We start from the raw sequence: 18,458 nt of genomic DNA, 5'->3' as shown, positions 1-18,458 counted from the left end.
TCGTGTGTGCCGTAAACGGAGCGAACTCCTCCGCAACTTACGGCAGTACAACGTGAAACAGCCCAATTGAGCCTCATTGACAGGTGACATGATGATCCGTCAGTTCGAATCAACACAGGATCACCGCAAGTCCGGCTGAGGCTCCCGCGCCCGCCAGCGTCGCGGCCGTGGCTCGCGGTACGGACAGCACGACCAGTGCCCCGTTCTCCGTCGGGCTCCCGGCAGACGTCTGGGGCACCTGGGCCACCCGCGCGCTCCTCGCCAGTACCCGGGCGTCGGTTCCGGACCCCGCGGCGGCGATCACGTCGACGTGGTCTCCGGGCCGCAGCAGCCGTACGGTCGCCGCGTCCGCGATCCGTACCGGCGCCGACACCAGGCGGACCGGCGGCGACGCCCGCTCCCGCGCCGTCCCGGCCGTGCTCGCCGCGGCACCGGCCGCTTCGGGCCCCGTACCGCCGTCGCGGCCCCGGTCGCCGCCCCCGCCGAACCCCGAGGCGGCCAGCGCGGCAGCGGTCAGCGCCAGTCCTGCGGCCATCGCCCGCCGCCGACGCCACGCGGCCCGCCACATCCGGTGCCCGCCGCCACCGCGCACCCGCAACGGCGGGAACGCGGGCACCCCGCAGGGCGCGGGAGCGGGCGCGCACATCAACGGAGAGCCGGACGGCGGGGCAGGGGAGGGGGTGAGGGTGGGGACGGGGTGCGGAGAAACGGATGAGTCGAGTGAGCTGGGCGAACGCATGACGAACACCGCCTGGAGTGAGGGAGCCCGGATCCGGAGCCGAGCGGCCCCGGATGAACAGACCTCACGATCCGGCATTCACCAGATTCCCGCTGAGCCCTGTGGACAGCCCAGCGGATGTGGATAACTCCTCCACCCGACCGAGACGTTCACCCGAGAAACGCACCCGAGCAACGCACCCGAGCAACGCACCCCGGAATCCCCCTACGGCAGCTCGATCCCCGTGTCGATGCCCTCCAGCGCATGCGCGCACAGGCAGTCGCGGTCCGCCTCCGAGGGCAGCTCGGCCACCGCGTCGAAGAGGACCGTGCGCAGCCGGTCGACGTTGGACGCGAAGACCTTGAGCACTTCGGCGTGGGAGACGCCCTCGCCGGTCTCCGCGCCCGCGTCCAGGTCGGTCACCAGCGTCATCGTCGTGTAGCAGAGTCCCAGCTCACGGGCGAGCACGGCCTCCGGGTGCCCGGTCATGCCGACCACCGACCAGCCCATCGCCGCGTGCCAGCGTGATTCCGCCCGGGTCGAGAAGCGCGGTCCCTCGATGACGACCAGTGTCCCGCCGTCCACGGCCTCCCAGTCCCTGCCGCGGGCCGCCGCCAGCGCCGCCTTGCGCCCGCTGGGGCAGTAGGGGTCGGCGAAGCCCATGTGCACCACGTTCGGCAGCACGCCGTCCGCCCGGGTCTCCCCGTCGTAGAAGGTCTGGACGCGGGTCTTCGTACGGTCCACCAGCTGGTCCGGTACGAGCAGCGTCCCCGGTCCGTAGTCCGGCCGGAGCCCGCCGACGGCGCACGGGCCGAGCACCTGGCGCACGCCGACCGAGCGCAGCGCCCACAGATTGGCGCGGTAGTTGATGCGGTGCGGCGGCACATGATGGCCGCGGCCGTGCCGGGGGAGGAAGGCGACCCGGCGGCCGCCGATCTCGCCGAGGAAGACGGAGTCGCTCGGCTGTCCGTAAGGGGTGTCCACGCGGACCTCGGTGACGTCCTCCAGGAAGGAGTACAGGCCCGAGCCGCCGATTACACCGATCTCTGCGTTTGCCATGCCGTCACACTATCGGGGCCGTAAACGCCAATGACCCCGCCGATGTGGATCAGCGGGGTCACGGGTGAAAGCAGATGGGGCGACGGCTCAGGCGGCCGACGAACCGCTTGAAGAGCCCGAAGCGGAAGAGCCCGAAGAACTCGACGACGAAGAACCCGAAGCGGAGGACGTCGACGAGGACGAAGAGGCCGAGGACTTGGCGTCCGACCCCGTCGAGGACGACGATCCGGAACCGGAGGTCTTCGCGGCGGCCGGTGCGGGCGTGCTGCTCGAAGAGGAGCCGCGGCTGTCGTTCCGGTAGAAGCCGGAACCCTTGAAGACAATGCCGACCGCCGAGAACACCTTCTTGAGGCGTCCTTCGCAGTTCGGGCACACCGTCAGGGCGTCATCGGTGAACTTCTGCACCGCTTCGAGGCCCTCGCCACACTCGGTGCACTGGTACTGATAGGTCGGCACTTGTTCCTCCTGGCACTCTGACTCAATGAGTGCTAACGACGCTCCATAGTGACCTATTCCGCGGAATCAGTCCACTGTGACCGGCCCGCGGTGACCGATACCACGTGCCACGGCCCGTCCCGAAGGGCTCGGTACGAGCCTGGAACGCAGCGCCAGCAGCGTCACCAGCGCCAGCACCGTGCCCACCAGCGGCACCAGGAATCCGGTGCTCGCGCCATGGGCGTCCGCGAGCTGTCCGGCGACCGTCACGGCCGCCGCCTGCCCGAGCGCGACCGCACCCGTCAGCCAGGTGAACGCCTCGGTCCGGGCGGATGCGGGCACCAGCGCCTCGACCAGTGTGTAGCCGCTGATCAGGGCCGGGGCGATGCAGAGACCGACCAGCAGCCCGAGGGCGGCCAGCAGGGGCACGGAGTGCACCGCCCACAGGCCCGACGCGGTCAGGGTCAGCGCCGCGTACCCGGCGATCAGCCGGCGCCGCGGCCCGCTCTTCCAGGCGATGGCACCGCAGGCGATCCCGGCCAGCATGTTGCCGGCCGCGAAGATTCCGTACAGCACCCCGTTCGAACCGGGCCTGCCGATCTCCTCCGCGAAGGCGGTCAGTGAGACCTGCATACCGCCGAAGACCGCGCCGATCCCGAGGAAGGCCACCGCGAGCACGCGCACGCCGGGCACCGACAGGGCGGAGGCGTGCCGCGGGGAGCCGGTGGGCCCGGCGTCGCGCACGGACGGCTGGGTGGCGCGCTGCGCGGCGAAGAACAGCCCGCCGACCAGCGTCAGCGCGGCTTCCGCGATGAGCCCGGCCGCCGGATGCACCCCGGTGCACAGCGCGGTGGCGATGACGGGGCCGATGACGAAGGTGAACTCGTCCGTCACCGACTCGAAGGCGGCGGCGGTGGACATCAGGGGCGAGGCCTCACGGCCGGGCGCCGCCCCGAGCACGGCAGCCCAGCGGGCGCGCACCATGGGGCCGATCTGCGGGATCGAGGCACCCGTCGGCACAGCCGCCAGGCACAGCGCCCAGATCGGCGCGTCCGCCAGCGCGAGCGCCGTCAGCGCGCCCACGGAAGCCCCGTGCACCAGGACGCCGGGCAGCAGGACGGCCCGCTGTCCGAACCGGTCCGCGAGCTTGCCGGTCTGCGGCGCGAACAGTGCCATGGAGACGCCGCTCACGGCGGCGACGGCGCCCGCGCTGCCGTAGGAGCCGGTGGTGTGCTGGACCAGCAGGACGATGCCGATGGTCAGCATGGCGAAGGGCTGCCGTGCGGCGAAGCCCGGCAGGAGGAAGGTCCACGCACCCGGAGTGCGCAGCAACTGCCCGTATCCGGGGCGGTCGGAGACCGTGGACGCCACGGTCCATGCCTTTCTGCCGCCTGGTGGCCGTGCTCCTGCGGTTACGGGCCGGCACCTGGGTGCGGGCCCGGTCAGGGGCTGCCGAGAGCTGTCCTCTTCGCGCGGAACTGCGGTAGATGCCGGGCGCTCGCAGCAAAGGCGGAGGACGCCACGACCGCCATACGGTCGCGCCAGCTCTGCGTCAGGCAGAGTTGGTCGATCAAAGTCGTTGGATGTCGATCGGTTGGATGTCGATCGCTTGTCGATCGCGCGTCATGGCCGTACGCGTACGGCCGACGGGCAGATTCCCTTCATCGTACAGGCAGGTCTCCATGTGCACCTGCGATTGTGCGCCAATCACCCTCCGTAACCTGCGAACACGGGTGCACCCTCACTGGTGAGCCTTCGCGTCGCGGTTCTTCGCGTCACGGTTCTTTGTGCCGCGGCTCTTCGCGTCGCGGTTCTGCGTGTCGCGGTTCTTCGCTTCTTGGCCCTTGGTGTCATGGGCGTTGGCCTCGCGGGCCTTCGCTTCACGCGCCTTCGCCTCGCGGGTCTTCATCTCCCGGGGCGGTGTCTCGTGCGCCCTCGTCTCGTCCGGCGTCCGGCCCAGCTTCTTCACCGCCTTGAGCGCGTTGGAGACATGCGGCCCGGTGAAGGGCTCCGTGCCGGGATTCGTCTCGGTCCCCAGCCAGCCGGCCAGCTTGCCGCCCTCGCCGACCGCGCGCAGCCGCGCCTCTGTCGCGTCGCGCACCGGATCGGTCGTGACCACCAGTAGTTCGTCGCCGCGGCGCAGCACCGTCGGCGGGGTGGGCACGAAGCTCGTGTCGTCCCGCACGACGAGGGTGACCCCGGCCCCCGAGGGCAGCCTCAGCTCACCGACCTCGACGCCGTGCATCTTCGACTTGGCGGGGATGGCCACCGACAGCAGATGTCCGCGCAGCCGTTCCAGGGGCGCCGACTCGATGCCCAGGTCGGCGGCCTCCGACGGATCCTCCGCGATCTTGAGGGTCCTCGCGAGCCAGGGCAGGGTCGGCCCCTGGATGAGGGTGTAGACGATGACGAGTACGAAGACGATGTTGAAGACCCGGGTGGAACCCTCGATACCGGACACCATCGGAATGGTCGCCAGGACGATGGGGACGGCGCCGCGCAGCCCCGCCCAGGACATCAGGGCCTTCTCCTGCCACGGCATTCGGAACGGGGCCAGCGCGAGGAAGACCTCCAGCGGCCGGGCCACCACGGTGAGCACCAGGCCCACGACGACGGCGGGCCAGAAGTCGTCGAGCAGATCGTGCGGGGTGACCAGCAGGCCGAGCAGTACGAACATGCCGATCTGGGCCAGCCAGCCGAGTCCGTCCGCGAAACCGCGGGTGGCGGGCCAGTGCGGCAGCTTGGCGTTGCCGAGGATCATCGCGGCGAGGTAGACGGCGAGGAAGCCACTGCCGTGGACCATGGCGCCCGCCGCGTACGCGGTCACCGCGATCGCCATCACGGCGATCGGGTAGAGGCCGGAGGCGGGCAGTGCCACGTGCCGCAGCCCGAACGAGCCCAGCCAGCCGACCGCGATGCCGACCGCCGCGCCGATCGCCAGCTCCAGCGCTATCTCGCCGACCAGCACGTACCAGTGGTCCACCGGACCGACGGCCGAGAAGGCCACCACCAGGATCACCACGGGGGCGTCGTTGAAGCCGGACTCGGCCTCCAGGACGCCGGTGATCCGGGACGGCAGCGGCACCTTGCGCAGGACGGAGAAGACCGCGGCGGCGTCCGTGGAGGAGACGACCGCGCCGATGATCAGCGCCTGCCGCCAGTCGAGGCCGACCAGGTAGTGCGCCCCGGCGGCGGTCACGCCCACGCTCACCGCGACGCCGACGGTGGAGAGCATCGCGGCCGCGGGCAACGCCGGCCTGACCTCTTTCCACTTCGTGCCGAGGCCGCCCTCGGCGAGGATCACGACCAGGGCCGCGTACCCGATGACCTGCGTCAGTTCCGCGTTGTCGAACTTGACGTCGAAGAGCCCGTCCTGCCCCATGACGACCCCGATGCCGAGGTACAGGAGCAGGCTCGGGAGCCCGCTGCGCGACGAGATCCGGACCGCCGCCACCGCGACGAGCAGGACAAGTGAGCAGACGAGCAGGAGCTCGTTGAGCGCGTGGACAGTCAGTGGCCGGTCCTTCCCTGCGAGCGCCTGCCGGATCGTGTTCCGGCGGCCGGTACTTCGTTACCTTACCTAATCTTTAACGTTTTCTTGATGCGTTCGAGTACTCGTGCGATCGCTACGCAATTCGAACCATCCCGATACCGCGTCAGAGGGGCTCCGGCGCTGCGCCTATGGTTGCTCCTGCACTCCCAGGACCACCCTGCCCCTCGAAGGACAGCGATGCCCGCCAACACAACCGCCTCTTCCGGCTCCACCGGTTCCGCCGGTGGCGGGTCGCGCAAGAAGAAGGGGCGACGCGCCCGCCTGATCGTGATCGTCCTGGTGCTGGCGCTTGTCGCGGGTATCGGATACGGCACGTACTGGTCCGTATCGACCGTGCGGGCCTCGTACCCGCAGACCAACGGGACCGCCCAGCTCGCCGGCCTCGACAGCAACGTCGAGGTCAAGCGCGACAGCTACGGGATTCCGCAGATCTACGCGGACTCCGACTCCGACCTGTTCCGCGCCCAGGGCTTCGTCCAGGCGCAGGACCGCTTCTGGGAGATGGACGTCCGCCGTCACATGACGGCCGGCCGGCTCTCCGAGATGTTCGGGTCCGGCCAGGTCGAGACGGACTCCTTCCTGCGCACGCTGGGCTGGCGCAAGGTCGCCCAGGAGGAGTACGACCACGTCCTGTCCGCGGAGACCAAGAAGAACCTCCAGTCGTACGCGGACGGCGTGAACGCCTACCTCAAGGGCCGCGACGGCAAGGACATCTCCGTCGAGTACGCGGCGCTGGGCCTCACCAACGACTACAAGCCGGTGAAGTGGACCCCGGTCGACTCCGTCGCCTGGCTGAAGGCCATGGCCTGGGACCTGCGCGGCAACATGCAGGACGAGATCGACCGTTCGCTGATGACCACCAGGCTCGACGCGAAGCAGATCGAGGACCTGTACCCGCCCTACCCGTACGACAAGCACAAGCCGATCGTCTCCGAGGGCGGGATCTCCACGCTCAGCGGGAAGTACGACCCGCAGGCGACCCCGTCCGACGGAGTCGGCTCCTCGACCGCGCAGGGCGCTACCGAGGGGCTCACCACCCAGCTCGGCGCGCTCTCCGACACCCTCGACGAGATCCCCTCGCTGCTGGGCCCGAACGGCACCGGCATCGGGTCGAACTCCTGGGTGGTCTCGGGCAAGTACACGACGACCAATAAGCCGCTGCTCGCCAACGACCCGCACCTGGCGCCGCAGCTGCCCTCGCTCTGGTACCAGATGGGGCTGCACTGCCGCAGCGTCTCCGCCACCTGCAAGTACGACACCGCCGGCTACACGTTCTCCGGCATGCCGGGTGTGATCATCGGCCACAACCAGGACGTCGCCTGGGGCTTCACCAACCTGGGCGCGGACGTCACCGACCTCTTCCTGGAGAAGGTCTCGGCGGACGGCTACCAGTACGACGGCAAGGTGAAGCCCTTCGTCACCCGCGAGGAGACCATCAAGGTCGCGGGCGGCAGGGACCGGCACATCACCGTCCGTGAGACCAACAACGGTCCGCTGGTCTCCGACCGCAGCAGCGAGCTGGAGAAGGTCGGCCAGAAGGCGCCCGTGACCAACGCGGCCCCGGACCGTGCGGACGGCTACGGGGTGGCGCTGAAGTGGACCGCGCTGGAGCCCGGCAAGTCCATGGACGCCGTCTTCGAGCTCAACCGCGCCAAGGACTTCACGTCCTTCCGCGCGGCGGCCGAGCACTTCGAGGTTCCCTCGCAGAACCTCATCTACGCCGACACCAAGGGCCACATCGGCTACCAGGCGCCGGGGAAGATCCCGCAGCGCAAGTCCGGTGACGGCACGATGCCCAGCCCCGGCTGGTCCTCGGCCTACGGCTGGAAGAAGGACCCGATCCCGTTCGACGAGCTGCCGTACGAGTACGACCCGAAGCGCGGGTACATCGTCACCGCCAACCAGGCGGTCGTCGACGAGAAGAAGTACCCGTACATGCTCACCAAGGACTGGGGCTACGGCACCCGCAGCCAGCGGATCAACGACCTCATCCAGTCGAAGATCAAGGGCGGCGGGAAGATCTCGACCGACGACATGCAGAAGATGCAGATGGACAACACCAGCGAGATCGCCACGCTGCTGGTGCCCGAGCTGATGAAGATCAACATCTCGGACAAGGACGTCCGGGAGGCGCAGAAGCTGCTGGAGGGCTGGGACTACACCCAGGAGTCCGACTCGGCGGCGGCCGCGTACTTCAACGCGGTCTGGCGCAACATCCTCAAGCTGGCCTTCGGTGACAAGCTGCCCAAGGAGATGCGGGTCAAGGGCGAGTGCCTGAACGTGCCGCCGGCCAAGAGCTCGGGCCCGCTCGACGAGCAGGACAGGCTGGTACGCGAATGCGGCCAGCGCGCCCCCGACTCGGCGCAGCCGGACGGCGGTGACCGCTGGTACCAGGTCGTCGAGAACCTCATGGACAAGCCGGACAGCGACTGGTGGAAGACGTCGGCGAACCGCAAGGACAAGGCGACCGGCAACCGTGAGGAGCTCTTCGCCCGCGCCATGAAGGACGCGCGCTGGGAGCTGACGGCCAAGCTCGGCAAGGACATCACCACCTGGAACTGGGGCCGGCTGCACCAGCTGACCCTGAAGAACCAGACCCTCGGTACGGAGGGGCCCGGACTGCTCCAGCGGGTGCTCAACCGGGGCCCGTGGAACCTCGGCGGCGGTGAGGCCGCGGTGGACGCCACCGGCTGGAACGCGGCCGGCGGCTACGAGGTCGTCTGGGTTCCGTCGATGCGGATGGTCGTCAACGTGGGGGACTGGGACAAGTCCCGCTGGATCAACCTCACCGGCGCCTCCGGGCACGCGTTCAGCGCGCACTACACCGACCAGACCGACAAGTGGGTCAACGGCGAGCTGCTCGACTGGTCCTACGGGACGAACGCGGTGACCGGCTCGACGACGGACACGCTGACCCTGAAGCCTTAGGGGCTCATGGGCTCATGGGTTCCTTGGTTCCCTTGGGGCTCTTGGCGGCGGGCGGGCCGGCGGCGCTTCAGCCGTCGCTGAAGCGCCGTGATCCCGCCGGTGTCACCACCGCGTCCACGGGGTGGTCGTGCGGTTCCTCCGGGACCCGCGCGGCCACCTCGGCGTCGTACAGCAGGACGATCAGCGCCGGGTGCGCCCCGGCCGCCGAGAGCCGGGCCAGCACCCGGTCGTAGCTGCCGCCGCCCCGGCCGAGCCGCATCCCGCGCCCGTCCACCGCGAGGCCCGGCAGCAGCACCGCGTCGGCGTCCAGTACGGCGTCGGGGCCGAGCCGCTCCCCGGCCGGCTCCAGCAGCCCGCGACCGGCCTGCGCGAGGCTCCCCGCACCCTCGTACGGGGCCCAGTCCAGGTCGTTGTCCGGCAGGAGCACCGGCAGCAGTACCCGGACGCCCCGCGCGCGCAGCGCGTCCAGCAGGGCGCGGGTGCCCGGTTCGCGCCCCACCGAGACGTACGCGGCGACGGTACGGGCCCCGGAGAGCTCGGGGAGCGTGAGGGCGCGGCTGGCCAGCGCCTCGGCGGCGCGTTCGACGGCCTCACCGGTCAGGAGGCGCCGTGCGGCGAGCAGTTCGCGCCGCAGTAGCGCCTTTGCGGACATCTCGGTGTTCAACGGGGCACCCATAGATCTCTCGTACTGGCGTATATGAGTACAAAGTTAACCGGAGGCTCATCTTCCGCCCATGTGCGCCGGTTAAGGTTCAGCGCATGACTCAGTCGAACCCCAGGATCAGCAAGGCTGTCATTCCGGCGGCGGGCCTCGGCACCCGCTTCCTGCCGGCCACCAAGGCCACTCCCAAAGAGATGCTGCCTGTCGTCGACAAGCCTGCCATCCAGTACGTCGTCGAGGAGGCGGTGGCCGCCGGCCTCTCCGACGTACTGATGATCACCGGTCGCAACAAGCGTCCCCTGGAGGACCACTTCGACCGCAACTACGAACTGGAGTCCGCACTCACCCGCAAGGGTGATGCCGAACGGCTGCGCAGGGTCCAGGAGTCGAGCGACCTCGCCACCATGCACTACGTCCGCCAGGGCGACCCGCGCGGCCTCGGCCACGCGGTGCTGTGCGCGGCGCCGCACGTCGGTGACCAGCCGTTCGCGGTGCTCCTCGGCGACGACCTGATCGATCCGCGCGATCCGCTGCTGGCCCGCATGGTGGAGGTCCAGGAGCGTGAGGGCGGCAGCGTCGTCGCGCTCATGGAGGTACCGCCCGAGCTGATCCACCAGTACGGCTGCGCGGCCGTCGAGCCCACCGCCGAAAGCGATGTGATGCGGATCACCGGCCTGGTCGAGAAGCCGGAACCGGCCGACGCGCCCAGCAACCTCGCCATCATCGGCCGCTATGTCCTGGACCCCGCCGTCTTCGGGATACTGCGCCGGACCGAGCCGGGCCGCGGCGACGAGATCCAGCTGACCGACGCCCTGCAGCTGCTGGCGGAGGACGAGAAGACCGGCGGCCCGGTGCACGGCGTCGTCTTCAAGGGCCGCCGCTATGACACCGGTGACCGGAGCGACTACCTCCGTGCCATTGTCAGACTCGCGTGCGAACGTGAAGACCTGGGCCCGGAGTTCCGGACCTGGCTCCGCAGTTACGTCACCGAGGAGATGTAAGACCTTGAGCAGCACGATCTGGTCGGTGGACGAGCACCTGGAAGACATCCTCGCCGCTGTGAAGCCGCTCGAACCCATCGAGCTGCAACTGCCCGACGCGCAGGGCTGCGTCCTGGTCGAGGACGTCGTGGTGGAGATCGCCCTGCCGCCCTTCGACAACAGCTCGATGGACGGCTACGCGGTCCGCGTCTCCGATGTGGAGGGCGCCACGGAGGAGTTCCCCGCGGTCCTCACCGTCATCGGTGACGTCGCGGCGGGCGACGCCGGGCTCCTCGGCGACCAGCGGGTGGGCCCGGGGGAGGCCGCCCGCATCATGACCGGCGCCCCGCTGCCGGCCGGCGCGGAGGCCGTGATCCCGGTCGAGTGGACCGACGGCGGTACGGGCGAGGGCCCCGCCGCCTCGATGCGCGCCCACAGCGACGCCCCGGAGGGCGCGCGCGGTGAGGTCAGGGTGCACCGCCCGGTGGAGGCCCGTGCCCACGTCAGGGACCGCGGCAGCGACGTCGGGCCGGGCGATCTGGCCCTGCGCGCCGGTTCGGTGGTCGGACCGCCGCAGATCGGCCTGCTCGCGGCGATCGGCCGCTCGACGGTGAAGGTGCGGCCCCGGCCGCGTGTCGTCGTCATCTCGACCGGCAGCGAACTGGTCCAGCCCGGCGAGGAGCTGACCGGCGGCCAGATCTACGACTCGAACAGCTTCGCGCTGACGGCCGCCGCGCGCGACGCCGGAGCGATCGCCTACCGGGTCGGCGCCGTCACCGACGACGCTCAGACGCTGCGCGCCACGATCGAGGACCAGCTGATCCGCGCCGACATCGTCGTCACCACGGGGGGCGTCAGCGTCGGCGCGTACGACGTCGTCAAGGAGGCGCTGTCCTCGGTGGGCGACGAGGACGAGCCGGGCAGCGGCATCGACTTCCGCAAGCTGGCCATGCAGCCCGGCAAGCCGCAGGGCTTCGGCTCCATCGGCCCGGAGCACACCCCGTTGCTGGCGCTGCCGGGCAACCCGGTGTCCAGTTACGTCTCGTTCGAGCTGTTCGTACGGCCCGCGATCCGGACCCTGATGGGCCTGCCGGACGTCAACCGCCCCACCGCCAGGGCCACCCTGGTCTGTGACAAGGCGCTGTCCTCGCCCGACGGCAGGCGGCAGTTCCTGCGCGGTACGTACGACGCGGAGGCGGGCACCGTCACGCCCGTGGGCGGTTCCGGATCGCATCTGATCGCCGCTCTCGCCCAGGCGGACGCGCTGATCGTGCTGCCCGAGGACGTCACCTCCGCAGAGCCCGGCACCGACACCGAGGTGATCCTGATCCGCTGACCGGCGCCGGGTGGCGGTACGGTATCTGCCGCTGTGCCTTCCGGGGGACATCCCCCGGACCCCGGGCCCGCACCCCGGTGCGGCTCAGGGGCAACCGGCGCCCTACCGCTAGGCGGAGTGAGTTGAGTACGCAGAACAGGCTGACGCATATCGACGAGGCGGGCGCCGCCCGCATGGTCGACGTCTCCGAGAAGGACGTCACCGCGCGCGTGGCCCGTGCCAGCGGCCGGGTCCTCGTCTCGCCGCGTGTCATCGAACTGCTCCGGGGCGAAGGAGTCCCCAAGGGCGACGCCCTCGCCACCGCGCGCATCGCCGGGATCATGGGGGCCAAGCGCACCCCGGAGCTGATCCCCCTCTGCCACCCGCTGGCCGTCTCCGGCGTCACGGTCGACCTGAGCGTGGCCGACGACGCGGTGGAGATCCTCGCGACCGTGAAGACCACGGACCGCACGGGCGTGGAGATGGAGGCGCTGACCGCCGTGTCGGTCGCGGCGCTCACCGTCATCGACATGATCAAGGCGGTGGACAAGGCCGCGGTCATCACGGACGTCCGGGTCGAGGCGAAGTCGGGCGGCAAGTCCGGCGACTACCGCCGCACCGCGCAGGCCGGGGCGGACGCGTGAGCGCCCCGGCGAGGGATTCCACCGGCTACCGCGCCCTCGTGGTGACCGCATCGAACCGCGCCGCCGCCGGGGTCTACGAGGACAAGGGCGGCCCGCTGATCGCCGAGGCGCTGACCGGGCTCGGCTTCACCGTCGACGGACCGCGGGTCGTCCCGGACGGAGACCCGGTCGAGCAGGCGCTGCGCGACGGGGTGGCCGCCGCGTACGACGTCATCGTCACCACCGGCGGTACGGGCATCTCGCCCACCGACGGCACCCCCGAGGCCACCCGCGCCGTCCTGGACCACGAGATCCCCGGTATCCCCGAGGCGATCCGCGCGGAGGGCCGGGACAAAGTCCCCACGGCCGCGCTCTCGCGCGGTCTGGCGGGCGTGGCCGACCGCACGCTCGTCGTCAATCTGCCCGGCTCCACCGGCGGGGTGCGCGACGGTCTCGCCGTCCTGAGCCGACTCCTGGTGCACGCCGTCGACCAGCTCCGCGGCGGCGATCACCCCCGACCCGGGAGCCCGAGCTGAACGTCCCGACCTGGCCGGTGACCCTGGTGGACGGCGACGTCACCCTCCGGCCGATAAAGCTCCGCGACCAGAACATGTGGCGCGAGGTCAACCGGCGCAACAGGGACTGGCTGCGCCCCTGGGAGGCGACCGTGCCGCCGCCCGCCCCCGGCGGCCCGGTGGCCCAGCGCCCCACGTACCGGCAGATGATCCGTCATCTGCGGTCCGAGGCCCACGCCGGGCGGATGCTGCCGTTCGCCATCGAGTACCGGGGCCGGCTGGTCGGCCAGCTGACCGTCGCCGGGATCACCTGGGGCTCGATGTGCTCGGGCCACGTCGGCTACTGGGTCGACCAGGACGTGGCGGGGCGCGGGGTGATGCCGACCGCGGTCGCCCTCGCCGTCGACCACTGCTTCCGCGCGGTCGGACTGCACCGGATCGAGGTGTGCATCCGCCCGGAGAACGCGCCCAGCCGGCGGGTGGTGGCGAAACTGGGATTCCGCGAGGAAGGGATCCGGCCCCGCTATCTGCACATCGACGGCGCCTGGCGGGACCACCTGATCTACGCGCTCACTGCCGAGGAGGTGCCCGACGGACTGCTCCGGAGGTGGCAGCGGGCCAGGCCGGAGCAGCCTGAACATCGCACTAAATGAAATACGTGTTCGAAATTGATCGGTGTTTGACCGCTACCGGACGGGCAAACACCGACTACTGATCCGAACAATCACAAAAAAAGTCCTTGATATCAGCAGGATCGTGCGACACACCGCGCCAATTGGCGGATGCCTCCATGCAAACCCCTCTACGGTGTGAGATGTGAGCAGCAGCGGCCTCATCTATGCAGTCATCGTCGGGGCCTGGGCCGCCTACTTGGTGCCGATGTGGCTCCGCAGGCAGGACGAGCTCAACGAAGCCCGTCCGACGGAACGCTTCAGCACCGCCATCCGGCTGCTGTCCGGACGGGCGGCGATGGAGCGCCGGTATGCCAAGGGGTTGCAGGAGCGCACCGACGATGAGGCGGCGCCCGACGCCGACCCGGACGCGGACACGGATCGAATGGATTCCGTCGACGTCCGGAACTTCTCCGCGCCCCCGGCGCACACCGAGGCCCGGGTCCATGACCCGGCCCGTACGCCGGAGCGCGCACCGAAGGAGCGCCAGGCCCGGGAACGCCCGGTGTCCCCGACCGCACCCGCATCCGTACCCGCCCGGCGCGCTCGACCGCGCCCCGGTGGCATCGATGCCGAACGAGCCCGGCGCGCGCAGCGCACCCAGGTCCTCGCACGCCGTCGGCGTACCACCGTCGTCCTCTTCCTCGGCTTCACGCTCGGCGCGGTCGTCGCGGCGGTCGGCGGCCTCGGCTTCCTCTGGGCACCCGCGGTTCCCGCGGTGCTGCTGAGCACGTACATCGTGCATCTGCGCGCCCAGGAGCGGCGCAGGTTCGCCTTCACCATGGACCGGCGACGGGCCGAGGTGGCGGCGCAGCACCTGCGCGAGAACCGCCCGCGCAGGCACCAGCCCGCCACGACGGCCACCACGGAGTCCGACGAGGACCCCGAAGCGCGCCACCCCGCCCCCGAGCCCACCCCCACGGTCTCCCCGCAGGAGGCCGGCCGCCGCGCCCTGGTCGAGCAGACGGACCACGCGGAGTGGGTGGACCAGCAGCGCGAACGCGGCCGGGTCCAGGGCGACAGCTGGGAGCCGGTCCCGGTCCCACTGCCGACCTACGTCACCGCCCCGGTCGCCCCGCGCGCCACGGGCGGCGTCGAGGTAGGCGACCCGGAGACCTGGAGCGCGGCCCGCTCCAGCGCCGCAGAACCCGCCCAGCCGACCGCCCCGCGCTCCACGGCACCCCCGGTGGAGCCCGCACCGCGCCAGCGCACCGGCCAGTCCCGCCGCTCCCGCGACCGGGGTCGGACGCCCCTCTTCGACCAGTACGACGAGGACGACCGCCCGCGCGCGGCCAACGAGTGAGGCCTCCGGCCCGTGCCGCGACGCCGACTCGGCTGACCAGCGACGGACGGATTTCCGAGCACCCCGTGGAGGGTGCTAAAGTTTCACTCGTTGCAAGGGCCTGTGGCGCAGTCTGGTAGCGCACCTCGTTCGCATCGAGGGGGTCTGGGGTTCAAATCCCCACAGGTCCACCGCAGGGCCGTTCGCGAGTTGGCTCGTAAACGGTTCACGAGTCCCGTCCGATCACATTGATCGGGCGGGATTTCGTCGTTTCTGGGGCTCGTCGGGAGGTCTGGGTGCGCAGGTTATGTCGAGCTGGCATGTGCCTTGTGGCCTGTGGGTGTGGTGCGGGCATGGCGGCGCACGCCGATCTGCGGGGAGTTCGGCGTGCGAGGGTGGGCTTGAGTTGTCGTACGGAGCCAGGTTCAGCGGGAGCGCGGAGGCGGGTGGCGCCCGTTATCTGCTTCCGGCAGCGCGATGCGCGGGGTATCGAGCGAGGGCAGGGGGCCGGTGGCGTCGAAGTCGGCGTCGGTGAGTTCGTCCGGGCCGGCGCGTTCGGTGAGCCAGGTTTCCAGAACGGTCAGGTTGGCGACGGTGAGCATGACCGCCAGGAGGAGGGTCTGGGCGACCTGGCCGGGGGCGGGCCGGTGTTTGGGGTTGCCGATGTCGAGGGTCCCGCTCTTGAAGCGGCCGTTGGCGCCTTCGTTGTGGCTGCGGATGGGGCGGTAGGTGTTCAGCCATGGGGTGTGGAGGTAGTGCACGTCCTGGCGGTACTTGGCCAGACGCCAGTTGGCCTCGGTGTCGGCGGGCACGGTGATCGATCCTGCGCAGCACACCTGGGGCAGCGTGACTGCAGGTGGAGGTGCGAAGCGTTCGGCGTCGGGGACCTGGACGGTGGGGCGGGCCGCGGTCGGCAGAGTCCGGGGCAGGGGCAGGCTGAGGTCGATCACCCGGGAAGGCATGGCGGCGGGAGCCTGTGCGCGGGGCCTCAGCCGGTCGCGGCGGGTGCAGTTGACCGAGGGGGACGGGCCGCTGGCCGGGCACTGGAGGCGGATCGCGCCGCGGGCGTTGGGGCCCTGCTTGAGTTTGAGGTGGTGCGGCTCGCGGGCTTCGATCTTCTCGCGGAGCGCGTCGCTGCGGAACCGGACAGTGTCGTCGTCGGCGCCAGCGGTGGCGTGGATGAGTGGGGCCGGGGTGAGCGGGCAGAGCAGGGAGCCGTCGACGAGTGGCGCCCCTTGCCAACTGCCTTGCAGGCCACGTTCTTTGACCTTGTAGTCCAGGGCAAGGCGGTAGCCGAGTCTGCGGACGGGTGTCTGGAAGTTGGACGGGCTGCAGCCGGTGTAGGCGCGGTCGGCGGCGAGGATGCCGGTGGGCAGGCCGAGTTGGGTGAGGATCGTGAGGGCGTTGGGGCCGGTGCGGACGGTGGGGGTGTCGAGCTCGAAGCCCAGACACAGCTGCGGGTAGGCCCCGGGGGCGTCATCGCCCGGGTCGCGGTGGTGGGCGGCGATGGCCAGGGTCGCGCTGTAGCCGAAGACCTTGTCGCCGGTGCCGCCCTTGAAGTGCCAGCCGGCGGTGACTTCCGTCGAGGCGGTGGTCAGCCGGCTGCTGTCGGGGCGGGCGCTGACGCGGATGTCGGTGGCGTCGACGCCGACATCGCCGTTCCAGCCGCGCAGGTATCCACGCTGGTCAGCCATGCGTACGGACGCCAGGACCAGGCGGTTGGCGAGGAGCTGGAGGCGGGCGGCGGCGGTGCGGCCCTCGGGGCTATCCCAGAGGGCGGCGTGGAAGTCGGCGTGCCGCTGCGGCAGCCGGGAACGCCGGTCGTAGCGGGCGGGGTCCAGGGCCGTGGTGATCGCGTTCAGTCCCCGGTAGAGCCGCTTGCTGGAAGCGATCCGTGCGGCGGGCCCGGCCGGAGGGTGCTCTGGGATGCCCAGCCAGGTACGGGCTCTGGGCTCCAGTCCATAGTGGAGCAGACGCCAGGCGTCGGCGACCGTGGCCCTGCCTGTGTAGTACGCCGACAGCAGCAACCCGGCCAGAACCACCCGCGGGCGTACTCCTTTGGGACCAGGGAGGTCTCGGAGCAGGTCCTCCAGTTCCTGGGGGACACCGGTGCGGTCCAGGAGCGTCAGCAGCTGGCCGACCTTGGAGTCCGGGATCTTCGGCATTCCGCTCAGCGGCGGCTTGGGCCGCAGCCGCCGCACCGCAGACAGTGTGTCCTCGGCGTCCTGCGGGCGGCGCATCACTGGGCGGGTCCGCGCAGAAGCTCGGCAGCCTGCTCCGGAGCCAGGGGCGGGACCCAGTGGAAGTAGGGACCCAGTCCGGCGGCCGAATGCATCCCCGCAGCGTCCGCGACCAGTGCCGGATCGATCCGCTGGCCCAGCAGGTCCACGATCCAGGTGGTCCGCAGCCGCCGGGCCGCGAGCGCGGGCAGACCCGCGTGCGGTCTGTGCCGGGCGGGCCAGGAGCTGACCAGGTTCTTCGCCGCCTCCACCTTCCGGCCCGGCCGGAACACGTAGTCGTCCCCGGCAAGCACGGCGAGCTCGGCCAGGGTCTGCTCCCAGGGAGCGCGGCAGGTCACCAGACGGCCCAGCCAGGGGGCGTCGAGAACCACCATGCCCCGGGCAGTGACCCGCAGGTCGCTGCCCCGAACGGCCGGAACCTCGCCGGGCTGCAGCCCACAGCCCGCGCCCAGCGCCATCAGGGCCAGTCCATCCAGCCGGGCCCGGCCGGGAAGCAGCTCCGCCCACCCCTTCAGCCTGGCCAACTCGCCTGGCTCATAGGGTGGCTGGGGGAGTCGGCTGGCGGCGATGCGGACCGGCGGGGCCTCTCCGCGCTGTACCCACACCAGGGCTTCCCGGGTACGGCGGAGCCAGGTCCGGAAGGTCTGGCGGGAGCTGCCCTCCTGGCCGGCGAGGCCGAGCAGGATGAATCCGTCGATCGTCTCGGTCCGCAGCCACAGCCCCGGATCCCGTGGCAGACCGGTGCGGTCCGCCCAGACAGCGATGCGGCCGACCACATAGAGCAGATGTGCCGCGTCGTAACAGGTGGCCGGGGCCGCTGCCGCGACGGTGGCCCGCACCTGGTCGGCGACCGGAGCCCACTGCTGTCTGGGCAGGCGGGGGCGGTAGTTGCGGATACGGGCGGAGACCTGCGGGCTCAATGTCACGGACCAATCCCACCGGCTGGTCAAGCAGCCAGTGAAGGGGTCGGTCGCGATCTTCACGTAAAGGAGTGCATCAGCATGGTCGGTGGCATGAACCGGCGAACGCCGCCGCGCGAGCTTGCCCGCGATCCGGAAGCCTGGCCAGAGGCCGTCATCGGCGACGTGGCGGCAGCCACCGTCCAGGCCGTCGCCCGCGCCCTCGCCGCAGCACTCCGTGCGCCCCGGCGGAGCCTGCGGCAGCTCGCCGACGGCTCCGGAGTCAACCGGCAGGCCGTGGCCGACCTGCTCGACGGAAAGTCCTGGCCGGACATCGCCACCGTTGCCCGGTTGGAGCACTTTTTGGGAGTGCCGCTCTATCCGGCTGCCGGGGAAATGCGTCATACGCATGGAAATAGGCCTTCCCGTCCCCCGCGAAGGGCTGCGGAAGGGACGACGAAATAGGCCACGCGCCCCCGAGGCGAGCGGGATTGCTCTAGCCTCGGAGGCAAACGTGAGCCAACTGATAAGGGGCCGCGTGAAGGTTCTCCAGAGGGTTCCACCTCGAAAGAACCGCGT

At 70.7% G+C, this 18,458-nt stretch carries 16 protein-coding genes and 1 tRNA gene; 9 read left to right on the top strand and 8 right to left on the bottom strand.

All coding sequences use genetic code 11. From position 1 onward, the window contains the following. Nucleotides 1-109: 109 nt before the first annotated feature. The 5 genes from OG892_RS16050 to OG892_RS16030 form a co-directional block, all read right to left on the bottom strand. A complete protein-coding gene (locus tag OG892_RS16050; protein ID WP_371629509.1) occupies nucleotides 110-535 on the bottom strand; it encodes a hypothetical protein in 426 nt (141 codons plus the stop codon). A 408-nt stretch (nucleotides 536-943) separates the two neighbouring features. Beyond that, complete coding sequence (locus tag OG892_RS16045; protein WP_073737274.1) at nucleotides 944-1,777, bottom strand: S-methyl-5'-thioadenosine phosphorylase; 834 nt, start codon at nucleotides 1,775-1,777, stop codon at nucleotides 944-946. An 87-nt stretch (nucleotides 1,778-1,864) separates the two neighbouring features. Continuing rightward, complete coding sequence (locus OG892_RS16040) at nucleotides 1,865-2,233, bottom strand: FmdB family zinc ribbon protein (RefSeq protein WP_327337354.1); 369 nt, start codon at nucleotides 2,231-2,233, stop codon at nucleotides 1,865-1,867. A 66-nt stretch (nucleotides 2,234-2,299) separates the two neighbouring features. After that, nucleotides 2,300-3,583, bottom strand: a complete 1,284-nt coding sequence (locus OG892_RS16035) for an MFS transporter (RefSeq protein ID WP_371629508.1) — start codon at nucleotides 3,581-3,583, stop codon at nucleotides 2,300-2,302. A 370-nt stretch (nucleotides 3,584-3,953) separates the two neighbouring features. Next, nucleotides 3,954-5,666, bottom strand: a complete 1,713-nt coding sequence (locus OG892_RS16030; RefSeq protein WP_371629507.1) for a potassium/proton antiporter — start codon at nucleotides 5,664-5,666, stop codon at nucleotides 3,954-3,956. Between the two features lie 276 nt (nucleotides 5,667-5,942). Between OG892_RS16030 and OG892_RS16025 the strand changes: the two genes are divergently transcribed. Beyond that, nucleotides 5,943-8,693, top strand: coding sequence for a penicillin acylase family protein (locus tag OG892_RS16025; RefSeq protein WP_328866706.1), 2,751 nt, complete (start codon nucleotides 5,943-5,945; stop codon nucleotides 8,691-8,693). Nucleotides 8,694-8,760: 67 nt separating this feature from the next. On the opposite strand, the gene OG892_RS16020 is transcribed toward OG892_RS16025, so the two are convergent. Further along, complete coding sequence (locus OG892_RS16020; RefSeq protein WP_073737278.1) at nucleotides 8,761-9,345, bottom strand: 5-formyltetrahydrofolate cyclo-ligase; 585 nt, start codon at nucleotides 9,343-9,345, stop codon at nucleotides 8,761-8,763. A gap of 107 nt (nucleotides 9,346-9,452) precedes the next feature. On the opposite strand from OG892_RS16020, the gene galU reads away from it, so the two are divergent. The 7 genes from galU to OG892_RS15985 all read left to right on the top strand — a co-directional run bounded on the left by galU (nucleotide 9,453) and on the right by OG892_RS15985 (nucleotide 14,931). After that, nucleotides 9,453-10,355: a UTP--glucose-1-phosphate uridylyltransferase GalU gene (gene galU / locus OG892_RS16015; protein ID WP_371629506.1), complete on the top strand. Its 903-nt coding sequence runs from the start codon at nucleotides 9,453-9,455 to the stop codon at nucleotides 10,353-10,355. 4 nt (nucleotides 10,356-10,359) lie between these two features. Next, nucleotides 10,360-11,670: a gephyrin-like molybdotransferase Glp gene (gene glp / locus OG892_RS16010; protein WP_371629505.1), complete on the top strand. Its 1,311-nt coding sequence runs from the start codon at nucleotides 10,360-10,362 to the stop codon at nucleotides 11,668-11,670. A 122-nt stretch (nucleotides 11,671-11,792) separates the two neighbouring features. Then, a complete protein-coding gene (moaC, locus tag OG892_RS16005) occupies nucleotides 11,793-12,293 on the top strand; it encodes a cyclic pyranopterin monophosphate synthase MoaC (RefSeq protein ID WP_073737281.1) in 501 nt (166 codons plus the stop codon). Further along, a complete protein-coding gene (locus OG892_RS16000; protein ID WP_328866710.1) occupies nucleotides 12,290-12,808 on the top strand; it encodes a MogA/MoaB family molybdenum cofactor biosynthesis protein in 519 nt (172 codons plus the stop codon). The genes moaC and OG892_RS16000 overlap by 4 nt, the downstream gene beginning before the upstream one ends. Before the next feature lie 17 nt (nucleotides 12,809-12,825). Beyond that, complete coding sequence (locus tag OG892_RS15995) at nucleotides 12,826-13,440, top strand: GNAT family N-acetyltransferase (RefSeq protein ID WP_073737283.1); 615 nt, start codon at nucleotides 12,826-12,828, stop codon at nucleotides 13,438-13,440. Between the two features lie 163 nt (nucleotides 13,441-13,603). Then, nucleotides 13,604-14,761, top strand: coding sequence for a gephyrin-like molybdotransferase receptor GlpR (gene glpR, locus OG892_RS15990; protein WP_073737284.1), 1,158 nt, complete (start codon nucleotides 13,604-13,606; stop codon nucleotides 14,759-14,761). 96 nt (nucleotides 14,762-14,857) lie between these two features. Next, nucleotides 14,858-14,931, top strand: a tRNA-Ala gene (locus OG892_RS15985). Between the two features lie 234 nt (nucleotides 14,932-15,165). Here the strand turns inward: OG892_RS15985 and OG892_RS15980 are convergent. After that, a complete protein-coding gene (locus OG892_RS15980) occupies nucleotides 15,166-16,980 on the bottom strand; it encodes a hypothetical protein (RefSeq protein WP_371629504.1) in 1,815 nt (604 codons plus the stop codon). After that, a complete protein-coding gene (locus OG892_RS15975; protein WP_328866713.1) occupies nucleotides 16,980-17,906 on the bottom strand; it encodes a hypothetical protein in 927 nt (308 codons plus the stop codon). The genes OG892_RS15980 and OG892_RS15975 overlap by 1 nt, the downstream gene beginning before the upstream one ends. A 75-nt stretch (nucleotides 17,907-17,981) precedes the next feature. Between OG892_RS15975 and OG892_RS15970 the strand changes: the two genes are divergently transcribed. After that, a complete protein-coding gene (locus tag OG892_RS15970) occupies nucleotides 17,982-18,344 on the top strand; it encodes a helix-turn-helix transcriptional regulator (protein WP_073737287.1) in 363 nt (120 codons plus the stop codon). Nucleotides 18,345-18,458: the final 114 nt, after the last annotated feature.

Origin of the sequence: Streptomyces sp. NBC_00341 (assembly GCF_041435055.1) — a bacterium.
Taxonomy (GTDB): domain Bacteria; phylum Actinomycetota; class Actinomycetes; order Streptomycetales; family Streptomycetaceae; genus Streptomyces.
Note: the sequence above shows the minus strand (reverse complement) of the source record. Positions and strands in the feature narration are given on the sequence as shown.